This window comes from Candidatus Endoriftia persephonae (assembly GCF_023733635.1).
In the GTDB taxonomy this organism is placed as follows: domain Bacteria; phylum Pseudomonadota; class Gammaproteobacteria; order Chromatiales; family Chromatiaceae; genus Endoriftia; species Endoriftia persephonae.
This window is the reverse complement of sequence record NZ_CP090569.1, coordinates 1-14,983: the sequence shown is the minus strand read 5'-3', so window position 1 is coordinate 14,983 and position 14,983 is coordinate 1. Positions and strand designations below refer to the sequence as shown.

Annotated in this window: 12 protein-coding genes and 1 pseudogene; 7 read left to right on the top strand and 6 right to left on the bottom strand. The window is 48.2% G+C overall.

All coding sequences use genetic code 11. The features are described from left to right. Nucleotides 1–99: 99 nt before the first annotated feature. The 5 genes from glyQ to L0Y14_RS00030 are packed head-to-tail and all read left to right on the top strand — an operon-like array spanning nt 100 to nt 4,744. Nucleotides 100–1,035, top strand: coding sequence for a glycine--tRNA ligase subunit alpha (gene glyQ, locus L0Y14_RS00050; RefSeq protein ID WP_005958795.1), 936 nt, complete (start codon nt 100–102; stop codon nt 1,033–1,035). Beyond that, nucleotides 1,028–3,106 (top strand): glycine--tRNA ligase subunit beta, encoded by a 2,079-nt coding sequence (glyS, locus tag L0Y14_RS00045; protein WP_006474981.1) that lies wholly within the window; start codon nt 1,028–1,030, stop codon nt 3,104–3,106. Before glyQ ends, glyS begins: the two co-directional genes overlap by 8 nt. Before the next feature lie 13 nt (nt 3,107–3,119). Then, nucleotides 3,120–3,464 carry a nucleoside triphosphate pyrophosphohydrolase family protein gene (locus tag L0Y14_RS00040; protein ID WP_005958799.1) on the top strand — a complete coding sequence of 115 codons (345 nt, stop codon included), beginning with the start codon at nt 3,120–3,122 and terminating at the stop codon, nt 3,462–3,464. Continuing rightward, the gene (gene gmhB / locus L0Y14_RS00035) at nt 3,461–4,000 is read left to right on the top strand and encodes a D-glycero-beta-D-manno-heptose 1,7-bisphosphate 7-phosphatase (protein WP_005958801.1); all 540 of its coding nucleotides are present in this window, start codon (nt 3,461–3,463) and stop codon (nt 3,998–4,000) included. Before L0Y14_RS00040 ends, gmhB begins: the two co-directional genes overlap by 4 nt. 15 nt (nt 4,001–4,015) lie before the next feature. Next, complete coding sequence (locus L0Y14_RS00030) at nt 4,016–4,744, top strand: lysophospholipid acyltransferase family protein (protein WP_005958803.1); 729 nt, start codon at nt 4,016–4,018, stop codon at nt 4,742–4,744. 33 nt (nt 4,745–4,777) lie between these two features. Here the strand turns inward: L0Y14_RS00030 and gyrB are convergent, their stop codons facing one another. From gyrB to L0Y14_RS00020, 4 genes are all read right to left on the bottom strand, one after another. Further along, nucleotides 4,778–7,189: a DNA topoisomerase (ATP-hydrolyzing) subunit B gene (gyrB, locus tag L0Y14_RS00025; protein ID WP_005958805.1), complete on the bottom strand. Its 2,412-nt coding sequence runs from the start codon at nt 7,187–7,189 to the stop codon at nt 4,778–4,780. Between the two features lie 1,203 nt (nt 7,190–8,392). Then, nucleotides 8,393–8,536: a transposase gene (locus L0Y14_RS16565; protein ID WP_420886999.1), complete on the bottom strand. Its 144-nt coding sequence runs from the start codon at nt 8,534–8,536 to the stop codon at nt 8,393–8,395. Between the two features lie 27 nt (nt 8,537–8,563). Next, nucleotides 8,564–8,770, bottom strand: a complete 207-nt coding sequence (locus L0Y14_RS16560) for a transposase (protein ID WP_081417681.1) — start codon at nt 8,768–8,770, stop codon at nt 8,564–8,566. 981 nt (nt 8,771–9,751) lie between these two features. Next, entirely contained in the window at nt 9,752–10,102 is a 351-nt protein-coding gene (locus tag L0Y14_RS00020; protein WP_138921860.1) for a yippee-like protein, read from the bottom strand. 386 nt (nt 10,103–10,488) lie between these two features. Between L0Y14_RS00020 and L0Y14_RS16555 the strand changes: the two genes are divergently transcribed. Together L0Y14_RS16555 and L0Y14_RS00015 are read left to right on the top strand one after the other, a co-directional pair. Continuing rightward, nucleotides 10,489–10,707, top strand: a complete 219-nt coding sequence (locus L0Y14_RS16555; protein WP_081417679.1) for a transposase — start codon at nt 10,489–10,491, stop codon at nt 10,705–10,707. Between the two features lie 430 nt (nt 10,708–11,137). After that, a pseudogene (locus L0Y14_RS00015) lies at nt 11,138–12,100 on the top strand (IS3 family transposase); the annotation flags it as partial. 249 nt (nt 12,101–12,349) lie between these two features. On the opposite strand, the gene dnaN reads toward L0Y14_RS00015, so the two are convergent. Both dnaN and dnaA read right to left on the bottom strand, forming a co-directional pair. After that, nucleotides 12,350–13,450, bottom strand: a complete 1,101-nt coding sequence (gene dnaN, locus L0Y14_RS00010) for a DNA polymerase III subunit beta (protein WP_006474992.1) — start codon at nt 13,448–13,450, stop codon at nt 12,350–12,352. A 189-nt stretch (nt 13,451–13,639) separates the two neighbouring features. After that, entirely contained in the window at nt 13,640–14,983 is a 1,344-nt protein-coding gene (dnaA, locus tag L0Y14_RS00005; RefSeq protein ID WP_005958812.1) for a chromosomal replication initiator protein DnaA, read from the bottom strand.

The following is a 14,983-nucleotide window of genomic DNA, read 5'->3' as shown; positions in this document are numbered from 1 at the left end:
CATTATAAGAGATCATAGGGCGCAGGGCATCCGGTTAGCCAAGCCTCGGGGCGACCGCTATAATTGTTCAGTTTTTTCTGATCAAACAGGATCTTGGACGTGAACCAGGCAGACGACCTCAAACCCGATCTATCAACCTTTCAGGGGCTGATCTTCGCCCTGCAAGCCTATTGGGCCAAGCAAGGTTGTGTGATCCTGCAGCCCTACGACATGGAAATGGGCGCCGGCACCTTCCACACCGCCACCTTTCTGCGCTCAATCGGGCCCGAACCCTGGAATGCCGCCTACGTGCAGCCTTCGCGCCGCCCCACCGACGGACGCTATGGTGAGAATCCCAACCGGCTGCAGCACTATTATCAGTATCAGGTGGCGATGAAACCCTCGCCAATGAACATCCAGGAGCTCTATCTGGGTTCCCTCGAGATGCTCGGCATCGACCCCAAGGTGCATGATATCCGCTTCGTTGAAGACAACTGGGAGTCCCCTACCCTAGGTGCCTGGGGTCTCGGCTGGGAGGTCTGGCTGAATGGCATGGAGGTGACCCAGTTCACCTATTTTCAGCAGGTTGGCGGGCTCGATTGCCGCCCGGTCACCGGTGAGATCACCTATGGCCTGGAGCGCATTGCAATGTATATCCAGGGAGTGGAGAGCGTCTTCGATCTGGTCTGGACCCATGGTCCGCATGGCCCGGTCACCTATGGTGATGTGTTTCACCAGAACGAGGTCGAACAGTCTGCCTACAACTTCGAACATGCAGATGTCGATTTTCTCTTCGGCTATTTCGATCAGTGTGAGAAGGCGTCCAATAAACTGATCGAGCTCGGCCTGCCACTGCCTGCCTACGAACAGGTACTGAAGGCCTCCCATGCCTTCAACCTGCTCGACGCGCGCCACGCCATCTCGGTCACTGAGCGCCAGAGCTACATCCTCAAGGTCCGTGCGTTGTCGCGGGCGGTTGCCAAAGCCTACTACGATGCCCGCGAGAAGCTGGGCTTTCCCATGCTCAACACCGATGCGGAGGTGGCCAATGGCTGAACGAGTCGATCTGCTATTTGAACTCGGCACCGAGGAGCTACCACCGCTGGCACTTAAGCGCCTCTCTGATGCCCTGACCCAGGAGTTTGTTGCAGGACTGAAACGTGCCGGGCTCGCCCATGGCAAGGTGGAGAGCTTCGCTGCACCACGTCGTCTGGCTGTCAGAATCAGCGACTGCGCCAGTCGCCAGGCAGATCGAACCATCGAGCGACGCGGCCCGGCCGTTAAGGCCGCCTTCGATGCGGATGGCAACCCCACCAAGGCTGCTGAGGGCTTTGCCCGTTCGGTCGGTACCACAGTTGATCAGCTGCAACGTCAGAAAAGCGACAAGGGTGAATGGCTCTGCTACCAGTTAAAAGAGACGGGCAAGTCAACCCGGAACCTACTACCGGAGATCGCCGAAACTGCCCTCGCCCGTCTGCCGATCCCAAAGCGCATGCGCTGGGGTGCCTCGGAGGCGCAGTTTGTCCGGCCTGTTCACTGGCTGCTGTTCCTGCTCGGCAATGAGGTGGTGCCCTGCACTCTCCTCGAAGCTGAGGCCGACCGGTTTACCTACGGCCACCGTTTTCACCATCCGGCCGCGATCGAGATCAACTCACCGGCCGAGTACGCAGACAAACTGGAGACCACCGGCTATGTGATTGCTGATTTCGCCCGTCGCCAGGAGCAGATTCGCTCCCATGTTGTGCAGACAGCCCAGGCCCTAGGCGGCATCGCCGACCTGGACGAGGCGCTGCTAGATGAGGTGACGGCTCTTAATGAGTGGCCGGTGCCGATTGCCGGTAGCTTCGAGGAGCGCTTTCTGGAGGTGCCTCACGAAGCGCTGGTTCTGACCATGAAGAAGAACCAGAAGTATTTCCCGCTGTTCGATAGCGAGCAACGCCTGCTGAACCACTTCATTACCATCGCCAATATCGATAGCCCCAAGCCCGAGCTGATCAAAGAGGGCAACGAGCGCGTGGTGCGCCCGCGTCTTGCCGACGCCATGTTTTTCTGGCAGCAGGATAGCAAGAAGCGGCTGGAGGATCACCGTGAATCGCTCAAGCATGTGGTGTTCCAACGGAAGCTCGGCAGCATGGCCGACAAATCGGAACGAGTCGCCGACTTGGCCATCTATATCGCCGAACAGATTGGCGCTGATCAGGAGCGGGTAAGACGCGCCGGACTGTTGAGTCGCTGCGACCTGATGACCGAGATGGTCTATGAGTTCCCGGAGATGCAGGGCATCATGGGACGCTATCAGGCACAGCGAGATGGTGAAGATGCCGAGCTCGCTCAGGCGATGGATGAGTTCTACATGCCGCGCTTCTCCGGCGACCAACTGCCGCAAAGCCAGACTGGCATCGCCATCGCACTGGCTGAGCGCATTGACACCCTGGTCGGTATCTTTGGTATTGGCATGAAACCCACCGGAGACAAGGATCCGTTTGCCCTGCGACGTGCCGCGCTCGGTGCGATTCGCATCATGAGTGAGCACTCACTTAGCGTAAACCTCCCTGATCTCATCGCCAACTCTGCGGAGTTGCTGGCTGACAAGATCGAGCAAAATGACACTATTGTGCTGGTCTACGATTTCATCATCGAGCGTCTCAAAGGCGTCTGTTTGGAACAGGGTATCAGCAGCGATCAGTTCCAGGCCGTTGCCTCGATCCGGCCGAAGAGTATTGCCGATTTCTATCGTCGACTTGAGGCTGTAAAGGCGTTTCGGGATCTGGATGAATCCGAAGCACTTGCTGCGGCCAACAAGCGCATCCAGAATCTGTTAAAGAAGGTCGATGGCGAGGTTCAAGAACATGTCAACACGCAGCTCCTGAAACAACCTGAGGAGCGCGAATTGAATGACCAGCTTCAGGCGATGAAGCTACGTGTCTCGCCGATGATCGAATCTGCTGACTATCAGGGCACTTTGATGGGGCTGGCTGAGCTGCGCCAACCGGTCGATCGTTTTTTTGATCAGGTGCTGGTAATGGCCGATCAGGCAGATATCCGAAACAATCGGCTGGCACTGCTGAAGGGGTTGAGCAATCTGTTTCTCAAGGTCGCCGATATCTCCATGCTGAGACACAGCTGAGGGTCTAAATCATATGTCTTCACAACGTGACTCCTGGCAGGAGATGATGGCCGCTGTTCAGGCATTTCATGACAAACATGACTTCAAGAACACCGGTGGCGAAGAGCTTAAATATAGGGTCGCCCTGATGGCGGAGGAGCTGGGTGAGATCTCCTCCTGTGTCACCAAAGGCAAACGAGTTGAGCTGCTGGCTGAAGAGGTGGCTGATCTGCTAATCCTTGTGATGGGTACCGGCATCGCCGCCGATTTTGATTTGAATGCCGCCTTCTGGAACAAGATGGAGAAACTGATGAAGCGGGAGTCGCGAATGGTCAACGGCCATATCCGGGTCTCAGAATTTCGGGATATGGATGGATGAAGTTTGTCATCCTCGACCGTGACGGGGTCATCAACCAGGATTCCGCTGAGTTTGTTAAGGGACCGGAGGAGTGGATTCCGATTCCTGGTAGCCTAGAGGCGATTGCACGTCTGAACCATGCGGGCTTCCGGATCTTCATTGCAACCAACCAATCCGGCCTCGCCCGCGGCATGTTTGACATCAACGCCCTCAACTCGATGCATCACAAGTTGCATCAGGAGTTGGAAAAGCACGGCGGCCAGATCGAGGGGATATTTTTCTGTCCCCATGGGCCAGATGATGACTGTGATTGCAGAAAGCCCAAATCAGGTCTTTATCAGCAGATCGCCGATCGTACTCAGCAATCACTGGAAGGCGTTCCGGTGATCGGTGACTCTTTCCGGGATTTGGAGGCGGCATTGGATGTTGCCGCACGCCCTATTCTGGTACTCACCGGCAAGGGCAAGCGCACTCTGGATGCCCATGCTTCACGCCTCACTGATATCGAGATCTATTCCAATCTTTTTGAAGCCGCAAAGGCGATTATCAACGGTTAATAATCTCCAAATCCTATGACTTTCCTACGCTCCTCCCTCTTTTTCTTGGCATTTGTGCTCAACACGATCTTCTTTGCGCTCATTGCAAGCACCTTCATCTGGCTAATTCCCGAGAAAAGTCGCTTCCACATTGATGGGGCGTGGAGTCGCACAAATCTCTTCGCTCTCAAGGTGATTTGCGGTCTCAACTACCGCGTTGAAGGGCTTGAAAATCTGCCGAAGGGCAGCTTCATAGCCTTGGCAAAACATCAATCGACTTGGGAGACCATTGCACTGATACATATTCTTAACCGCCCAGTGGCGTGGGTGGTCAAGAAAGAGCTGCTTTCAGTTCCATTTTTTGGGTGGGCTCTACGTGCCTTCAGGGCAATCGCTATCGATCGTAAGTCAGGCCGCAAAGCGGTCGTGCAGATCGTCAAAGAGGGGATAAATCGCCTTGATGCGGGGCTTAGCATCATCATCTTCCCTGAAGGGACACGCGTCGCACCCGGTGAAAAAAAGCGATACGGCATCGGCGGTTCCATTCTTGCCGAGAAGAGCGGCTATCCGGTGGTTCCTATTGCACACAATGCGGGCCAGTTCTGGGCCCGTAGAGGCATTAATAAATATCCAGGTGTCATCGATGTCAGGATTGGTTCTGCCATCAAAACACAGGGTAAAAGCGCCACGGAGATCAATTCCGAAGTCGAAGAGTGGATTGAATCTACTATAGATCTACTACCCCAGCGTACTAGCGGTCAGTAGATACTCGCTTTTTAGTCACTACTCCCACTACATTCAGACATCAAGATTTTCAACCGAGAGTGCATGCGCCTCAATAAACTCTCTTCTAGGTTCAACCTGATCGCCCATCAGGGTAGTAAACACCTCATCTGAAGCAACAACATCTTCAATATTCACCAGCAGAAGACGTCTTGATTCTCGATTCATTGTCGTCTCCCACAACTGTTCGGGATTCATCTCACCAAGGCCTTTGTAGCGCTGGACATGCTGGCCACGCTTTGCCTCCTCCATCAACCATTCAAGTGCCTGCCGAAAACTACTGATCGGATGTTTTTTCTCGCCCCTTTGAACAAACGCATCGTCATCAAGCAATCCTGATAGTTTTTCACCCAATTCAATAATATTTCGGTATTCAACCGTAGCAAAAAAATCGGCTGGAATAAACTTATCCGTTGATATGCCATGAACTTTTCGTTCAACCAGCAGCCCTGCTTCTCCAGTCCCTGTCTCCGATTCGTTTAACCACTTCAGCTCGCAGGATTCAGAGATACCGAGATCACTGTTGAGCATAGGCAATAGATCGGCCAACCAGCCATCCATTGCCTCTTGGTTTTCAACTAACGATGCATCAAGTCTTCGAACGTAGATGAGCTTTTCCAACAATTCTTCGTCATAGCGTCGAGACAATCTATCTATAGTCGATTTAACAACCAGATAGGACTGACACAAATCTTCCAATGCACTTCCACTTAGTGGAGGTGCATCAGCTGTGACATATATCGCCGAATTCTCAAGCGCAGTTTGCAAAAAATAGCTATTGAGGTCAGATTCATCTTTCAGATATTGCTCTTGTTTGCCTTTTTTTATCTTGAATAGCGGAGGCTGAGCGATATAAATATGGCCACGTTCGATTAATTCAGGCATTTGCCTGTAAAAGAAGGTCAATAACAGTGTGCGGATATGAGCGCCATCAACATCAGCATCGGTCATAATGATCACACGATGGTAACGTAATTTATCTGGATTAAACTCTTCTCTCCCAATTCCACACCCAAGCGCGGTGATCAAGGTACCCACTTCCGCTGAGGACAGCATTTTGTCAAAACGAGCCTTCTCGACATTCAATATCTTGCCTTTAAGTGGGAGTATTGCCTGATATCTGCGATCCCTACCCTGTTTGGCCGATCCTCCTGCTGAATCACCCTCAACCAAATATAGTTCTGATTGAGCTGGATCTTTTTCCTGACAATCAGCAAGCTTTCCAGGAAGTCCTGCAATATCTAAGACACCCTTGCGGCGTGTCATCTCCCGCGCCTTCCGCGCTGCCTCTCTAGCCCTGGCAGCTTCCACCATCTTCCCAACAATTACCTTTGCATCAGATGGATTTTCAAGCAGAAATTCATTCAAATATTCAGTCACCACCCCTTCTACAATCGCTTTAACCTCAGATGAAACTAATTTATCTTTCGTCTGAGATGAAAACTTTGGATCAGGCACTTTAACTGATAGAACTGCTGTCAAGCCTTCCCTTGCGTCATCTCCAGATGTATTTACTTTATGTTTTTTCAGGACGCCTTCTTTCTCAATGTATTGATTAAGCGTTCTTGTCAGCGCTGCTCTAAATCCCGCAAGGTGACTACCACCATCTCGTTGAGGAATATTGTTTGTGTAGCAGAAAATATTTTCCTGATAAGACTCATTCCACTGTAGCGCCACTTCAACACCAACATCATTCTTATCAGTTGAAAAGTGGAATACTTTCTTATGAATCGGTGTTTTATTTCTATTGAGGTGTTCAACAAAAGCTAGAATGCCGCCCTTGTACTCAAAAACATCCTCTTTTCCAGACGACTCCTCACGCAGAATGATGCGCGCTCCTGAATTCAGGAATGACAATTCTCGCAACCGCTTTGCAAGGATATCGTAATGGAATTCAATATTTGAGAACGTTTCTTTTGCTGGCTTAAAGCAAACCGTAGTTCCTGTTTTTTCTGTATCCCCGATTGACTTAAGTGGGAACACAGGCTCACCACGAGAATATTCTTGTTGCCAGACTTTTCCTTGGCGTTTAATTGTAAGTACTAACGAATCTGAAAGGGCATTAACCACTGATATCCCAACGCCATGAAGCCCGCCAGAAACCTTATAAGAGTTATCATCGAATTTTCCACCAGCATGCAGAACCGTCATTATCACTTCTGCTGCCGAGCGATTTTCCTCTAGGTGAATATCTACAGGAATTCCTCTCCCGTTATCTGAGACACTCACAGACTGATCAGAGTGGATTACTACTTTAATCTCATCACAATAACCAGCAAGTACCTCATCAATTGAGTTGTCCACAACCTCGAACACCATATGATGAAGCCCTGTCCCGTCGTCAGTATCTCCAATATACATTCCCGGACGCTTGCGAACGGCATCCAAGCCTTTAAGAACTTTAATATTTGACGAACCGTAGGACATTAGAAAAGAACCCCATTCAACTAATTGAAAAACTGAATAAAAGCACTCGAGTTATGATGGGCATGTAGACTTTTTTACCAATACAAACTACTACTTCGTCCCAAACACACCTTACATTTCACAGCGCGCTTAGACGCACCTAGCGAGTCCCGCCCATGAGCAAGGCGGCGTTGCGGCCTCTTGGAGAGGGCACAGCATTCCTTACGGACCGCGCCTACACCCCAAGGGTACTTCCTTCGGGACGCCTTGGCTTATGGGTGGGACGCTGAAACGTAAGATGTGCCTGGAACGGAGCGCCAGTATCTAAGTTTAGACAGTTTACGACAAAACACATTAGTAATCCCCCATTTATTACGCAGATTAGAAATGGAGCCTAACCGTGAGGGCTAGCTTCTATCTCAATGCGCTGTCTGCAAGGAGGCTCCCACACCGCTGGTGGTACTGCGCTATCGCGCAGCGATCTACACAAATTTGCTAACGTTAAGACAGGCAAAAGAGCGGTTATTTTTATCTTTAAAACAAGAGGTTATGGGGGATTCGATAAGAGTTATACTTGATCGCTCATGGTTATTAGTCGACTGTTGATTCGCCGGGAATACCCGTCTTCATCACTAAACAGCCACCGGCCAAGGCAGGAGGATTTGGGTTACGGACTAAAGGTACGGATTCGCGTCGACTGAACGATGCGTCTAGTCGGGCTCCATCCGAAAAATATCGCTAGAATTCGGCTCAAAATGATGATCCAAACACTCCTTGATCAATTCTTCGGTCATCTGCCGGGCCGTGGCACAGAAGTATTTCTTCGCCCAAAATGCCTTCCCCAGCACCGTTTCTTTAAATAGGAAAACTCTTCAGACGTTCGTCCCTTGGTGCACCTTATAATTCTCCCGGCACAAGACTCAGCAGTTCGCTCACCAATATGTGGGCATGGCCTTTACTCACCACCCCTCGCACAATGCACATCTCAAATGTCTCACAAGTATCACGCACCAACTTGCATACCCATTCCGCCACCTCCCCATGCAGTATCTGTAACAATACTTTAGGCTCTTTCCAGGATTGTGTGGGCACCTGCTCAGCATAAGCTCGGCCTCGTAAAGGGGGATGCAGGTAGATGGCTGAGCTTTCCGGCAATCAGGTAAGCTATCGCAATCAGGCTACGGGAGGCCCAGTAACCTCTAGCTCTCGCTTTGACGGCCTAAATCAGCGAGTTGGTGCCTCCACACATCCATTACTCAGTTGCACTGTGGATCCATTGAGGATACCGGAGAGGTACGCCTTGATAGTGGCCACCATCTTCTTTATCTGGGGAACCCGGCATCGACGTGCCCAGCTCTGCCACTTCATGAGCATTCTTGTTGGCATTGTCGAGCATCAGCAGGGTAGAGAGAATTTCACATAGCGCCTCTTTGACCTATTCCACCTGCCTTCATCGACAGCCTTAGCCTTGTTGGCTAGCTGAACAATGTGAAAGCGATCAAAGCTCAGTTCAGCGTTGGGCAGATAGGTGCTGGCGCCCTTGATAAAGGCTTTGGATATATCGGAGCAGGCGCCAGGATCGTGCGGACCACCTTGATGGATCTTTAGGTCTTCAGTGAAACGCTCGACGGTTTTGTAGCCGCACCGCTCACAGACTTATAATCCCCAAGTCGTGAAACAGGGCGATATAGTTGCGCCCAAGTCTGGAGGCTTTCTTATCGGCACCAACGGTCTTCCCTCGCTGAAATCCTCCTGGCTCCGGGCGCCATCTACAGAGTGCGATCGCGATAACCCATAAGCTCCAAGGCAGACAGCAAGATTTCAGTGGAGGACATTTCTGTGTCTGGGCTCGTGGAGCCTTTGCTCAACAGCGGAGCTGGGTGAAATGATGCTAAGAAAACACCTCCGCCATCAAGAAAAATGATGGGCATCGGGACCCATTGAAACTCAATATTGCACCCAAGGCGCTCACATCGAGCCATTTGAGGGCGTTCCCAAATATGCCTCAGGCTCGGATGGCTTTCACTGAATCGGGGGCATCCAAGAAGCTAGGCCCTATTCAGCGATTCTAATATATTCAAAAAGACTTTACCTGTACTTACTGTTCCACGTGAAACATTGCAGGATTTTAGCTTCGGTCTTTTCTACTATTGCTTTAGCAGCGCAAAGAACGCCCGTGCTCCATGGATTTGAGTGGCGTGCAAAGTGGATAAACTTTTTCCTATATGAGAGGGTATGGCAGCGGTTGGATCGCCAAGGCTAATTTCTATTTTAGTGTTATACCACCAAAGGCCGTGCTCGAGCACTCATGATTGCAGGTCCACAACCAGCGGTCGCAAAACCCTTAACCTCAGCAATGGCGCCAAACAAATATCGGACCAACCAATCATGGCCACCGTTCGGTTTAGCGTTCCGTTTATGGATTTTACGGCGACCTGCCGAGCGAGTGTAGTCCAGACGGATGCCGCATTTCTCAGCCCAAACCAGTATGGCCTACGCCGCTGATGTGCTCCAGCCCATAGTACAAACGGGACCATGAATGTAATTATTCAGCCCATTCTGTCAGGGTCGGCTACATTAGCCTCATTCAGCTTCCTGAGCTGTGGGTTCTTCTCCTGAAAATGCAGCATCAGTGTTTGTGTGGCCGTCATGCCCTACTTTCAGTAAGTTGACAGGTAACTTCGAACTCGACAAAAGATTTTTGTCCCTTCCATGAATCTCAAACAATTGGAGAGCTTCCGCTGCACCTTTGCCATACCAGATCGTTTTTACCTTGATTATCGGTAAAGAGAACTTTCTCCGCATCCATGAAGCACAGGACATCTTGCTCGAAGTCTCGTAATCGCTCCAGTAAGTTTCTGGCTTTTGATCATTTGAACCTGCCACATTTCCCTTTTCGTTGCCTTTTTCAGCGGACGGCGGACATTCAACCACTGCTTTTCAATTGGTTTTCGATATCGCTGGCACCATAGTTCGGACATATTTGATGTTAACTGACCACCAGCACCCTGTACCGCTATTCTGATATTGGTTATATCCTTTGCCCACTGCTGGTGATCTTGTCTCAAGGCCCTCGCAAGCTTACAGAGGTGATGGGCATTGCACAGGGCATGGATGCATTCTTATGGTAGTACGACTTGACCATCATTCATTGTGGAAATGCAGATTTTGCAGGAGCAATAATCTGCCCAGTGATCATGGCGCAACACGCTCTTGAACACGAGTAGAAAGCCCATCTCACCCATGGCCTCGGTGGCACGCTTTGCATGGGGATACCCCCCTCTGTATCAGGATAGTTGTCACCTCCCCGTGATGGGGCAATGAGAGCAGACAAGGGCCAGAAAGAGGAGCAAATTCCTGATTGCTCAGAAGAACATATAGCATCGGTAATGCGGAAGTTATTGCCGTCGAACGGCCATCTCGTGTCGGAGGTGGCAAAGGAAGAGGGAATTTCAGAACCGTCACTATACAATTGGCGAAAGCAAGCCAAAGAACGAAGAGCTCCAGTGCCAGGCATCGAAAAACGGACAGAAGCGTGATCACCGGAGGCAAAATTGGCGCAGTGGTAGAGACCACCTCAACGATCGAGCCGGAAGTCAGTGGATATTGTCGCAGCAAAGTGCCCTACCCTGAGCAGATAAGACGAAGGAAAGAAGCCTGTCTACAAGGTACTCAGTCGACGGGGAAGCAGAGGCAGCGTGAGGCGAAGCGGGACAAGCAGCGAATCAAACACTCGAACGGGATCTCAGACGCAAGGAGAAGGACCTGGCTAAAAGGGCAGCGTATTGGTGCTGCGAGAAAAGCTGGATGCCCTCTGGGAGGACAACGAGGCCGAGTGACTTCGTACCCGAAGCGGCGCAACTGCTGGGATGGGTCGACGAAGCAGTGGGATCGAGTGCCCGAAAGCTCCGGTAACTCCCCCGAAAAACAGTTGCGCTCAAAAGTAGAATTTTCTCAGTAAACTGAGCGGAGCACAGCATGAGTAGCGCTGCCTTCTACAAATGGCGTTCGAAGTACGGTGGTATGGATGCCTCTATGATGTCCCGATTGAAAGCACTGGAAGAGAAGAACCGGCGTTTGAAGAAGATGTATACCGAGGAACGGCTCAAGGCGGAGATTGTCCAGGAAGTACTGGCAAAAAAGTGGTGAATCCATCTCGTCGGCGCGAGATGGCAAAGACCGTCATGACGGAACGCTCGATCAATGTGCGTCTGGTATCCACCGCCTTCACGATCAGCAAGACATGCTACCGTTATCAACCGAAGCTGTCCGATGAGAACGCCGAGATTGCGAATTGCTGATACGTCTTACTTATAATCAGCGCAATTGGGGTTTTAGTTTGTGTTTCCTGTATCTACGGACGTCAAAAGCTTTGGCTGGAATCACAAACGAGTGTACCGCATCTACCGTGAGCTGGAGCTGAATTTACGAATCAAGCCAAAGAAGCGAATCGTGCGTGAGAAACCGGAACCACTGGCGGTACCAACAATGATCAACACTGTTTGGTCGATGGATTTCATGCACGACCAGCTCACGGACGGTCGAAGCTTTCGGTTGTTCCATGTGATTGATGACTTCTACCGGGAAGGATTGGGCATTGAGGTGGATTTCTCATTGCCAGGCCCGGGCGCGTGATCCGAGCCTTGGAGCACATCATCGAGTGGCGTGGCCACAACCAGCGGCCATCCGACCAGAATACATCAGTGGCACCCTACAGGCGTGGACTGAAAAGCGAGGCATCTGTCTTGACTACATACAACCGGCTAACCCGCAACAAAATGGATACATTGGACCTTACAATAGAACAGTGCGTTATGATTGGCTGAAGACCAGGATTTTGCGGCCCGCTGGTTATGGACCTACAATCATAAGCGGCCGAATATGGCCTTAGGCGGCATCACCCCAAAACAGAAATTGGCCTTGGTAGCCTAACCTCTACTCTTGAGACCAGCTAAAAATAGAGGGATTACCAGATCAAGTATATGCTCAGGCCAAGGCGAAGCATCAGTGGCGTTAATCTGGACACACAGGGATTTTTCACCTATCGGCACTGTTTCGCTGAATCCCGAGCACGCTGATCGACGGATAAAACAAGCAGCGTATTAAAAAGACGGCAACTAGCTTGAAAAATACCGCTTTTACTTTCTACCGCTGAAAACAAACCGGACAGCGCGATAAATACTATATTCTCATCGGCATTATGACGTATTTGCTATCTGGGTTTTCAGCCCCATATACTAGGATACTGCTATCTTTATTTTTGAATTCAATAGTAATGTTAGACTCAATTATTGCATTTAAAACATCTAACAGATAGTTTACATTTAAACCGATGTTTAATTCCTTTCCGGAATAATCAAGGTCTATTTCAATTTTTGCTTCTTCTTGTTCAGGATTATTAGCTATTATTTGAACGCGGTCCTCCTTTATCTCTAATTTTATCCCTTTATACTTTTCATTAGAAAGAATCGATGCTCGCCGCAGTGATTTCTTTAATTCAGATTTATCCATCACAAGTTTATTTTCATTATTTTTCGGTATAACTTTTTCATAGTCAGGAAATACGCCATCAATTAACTTTGATGTGAATATTGTTCTATCCAAATGGACACGAACATAATTCGACGAGACTTCAAATCGAATAGTATTTTCTGATTCATCGAGTAAACGATACAATTCAATAATTGCTTTTCGTGGGATAATCAATTGCGTTTTAAGTTCATAATTTTCGATAGCCTTTATTTGACTAAAGGCCAAACGATGCCCATCTGTTGCAACAGTTTTTATAATTCCATTACTGATTTCTAGCAGAAGACCATTTAGGTAATACCGTACATCTTGTTGTGCCATTGCAAACTGCGTATTTGCAATAAGTTTCCTTAATATACCTTGTTGGACTTCAAAGGAAATATTACTTGATGAAGATTGGATCGATGGATAATCATTCGCTGGTAACAAACTTAATGAAAATCTGTTGTTACCTGTAGAGATATTTACCCTATCATTCTTTTCCTCAATATTTAAAGTTGAACCATCTGGTAAAGATTTACATATGCTTAGTAGCTTTAGGGCCGGTATAGTGAACTCAAACTCATCACTGCAGTCGATATCTAAATAAGTACGCATTTCAATCTCTAGATCTGTTGCTGTCATGATCAACTGATTATGCTTGGCTTGAAATAATACATTTGCAAGGATTGGAAGTGTTTGCCTCTTTTCTACAACCCCAGTAATTTTTTGGAGTGGAAGAAGTAGATGTTCCCGATTGATTTGTAGCTTCATTTTTATACTCATATTGATGCCTAATATATAATTAATTATTAGGTAGATAGCATGTAAGATTGCTTTATAAGTAATTGTTTTACTTGTTTTTCTACCTGCTAATTTTGAAAATTGTTATGAGTTAGCATGCTTTTTGTCAATAAATTATGGACATTTTCCAATATTTTATCTTTCTAGAACTTTGCCATATTAACTTGAAAGAGTTCTTAAGAGGTTAGAGTAATCCTCAGCAATTCTTGGATCACTATCACGTAACTCATTTATTTTTTTATTTGCATGTATAACTGTTGTATGATCTCGCCCGCCGAATGCAGATCCTATCTCCGGGAGACTATGGTTTGTAAGTTCTTTTGCTAATGTCATTGCAATTTGGCGTGGCCGGGCAATTGAACGACTTCGTTTTGCAGAAAGTAAATCTGAGGTCCGGATTTGAAAATATTCACATACCGTTTTTTGAATGTTTTCGATAGTTACTTGTTTAGCTTGTGCCGCAAGCATGTCTCGAAGTGCGTTTTTTGAAAACTCAATACTTATTTCTTTCCCTGTAAAAGTTGAATTTGCTACAACTCTTCGCAATGCTCCTTCTAATTCACGGATGTTTGAGCGAATCTTCTTGCCAATAAAAAAGGCAACTTCGTCCCCCAGCTCTACATTTAACTGTAAGGCTTTACTCTTAAGTATAGCGACCCTTGTTTCAAGATCTGGCGGTTCGATTGCGACTGTCAGCCCCCAACCAAACCTGGATTTAAGACGCTCTTCCAATCCTTTGACTTCTTTTGGAAAACGGTCACTAGAAAGAATAATTTGTTGTTGGGATTCAAAAAGTGCGTTAAATGTATGAAAAAATTCTTCTTGTGATCTCTCTTTACCGGCAAAGAACTGGATATCATCAATCAGAAGCGCATTTACTGACCGATATCTTTTTTTGAATTCATCAATCTTATTGTGCTGAAGGGCTCTAACCATATCAGCGACAAATCGTTCAGAGTGAAGATATAGGACCTTAGCATTAGGATTTTCAGAGAGGATAGCGTTACCAACCGCATGCATCAAATGTGTTTTTCCCAGGCCTACACCTCCATATATAAAGAGAGGGTTATATGCTTTTCCAGGATTAGAGGCAATCTGCATGGACGCAGCACGAGCAAGTTGATTCGATTTTCCTTCAACAAAAGATTCAAATGTAAAGCTGCGATTTAGATTTGATTCGATTGCAGATACAGATTCTAGCTTGTCGCTTCTTTCAATGGTGGCTTGTTTTTTTACAGATCTATCAGGTAATTGGGTAGGTTTTTTTCTAGTGCCAATTATAATTTCAACTATTGGACGCTCATCCTTGCATATTTCATCAAGGTAACTGTTGATGATCTTAATGTAGTGATTACGTACCCAATCGAGCACAAAAGTATTCGGTGCTAGCAACCTGATTTTTGTGGTGCTTTCTTCTGCTTGTAGAGGACGGATCCAAGTGTTGAACTGTTGAGCAGGAAGTTTTCTTTCGAGATGATGGAGGCATTGTTGCCAAAGATCCAC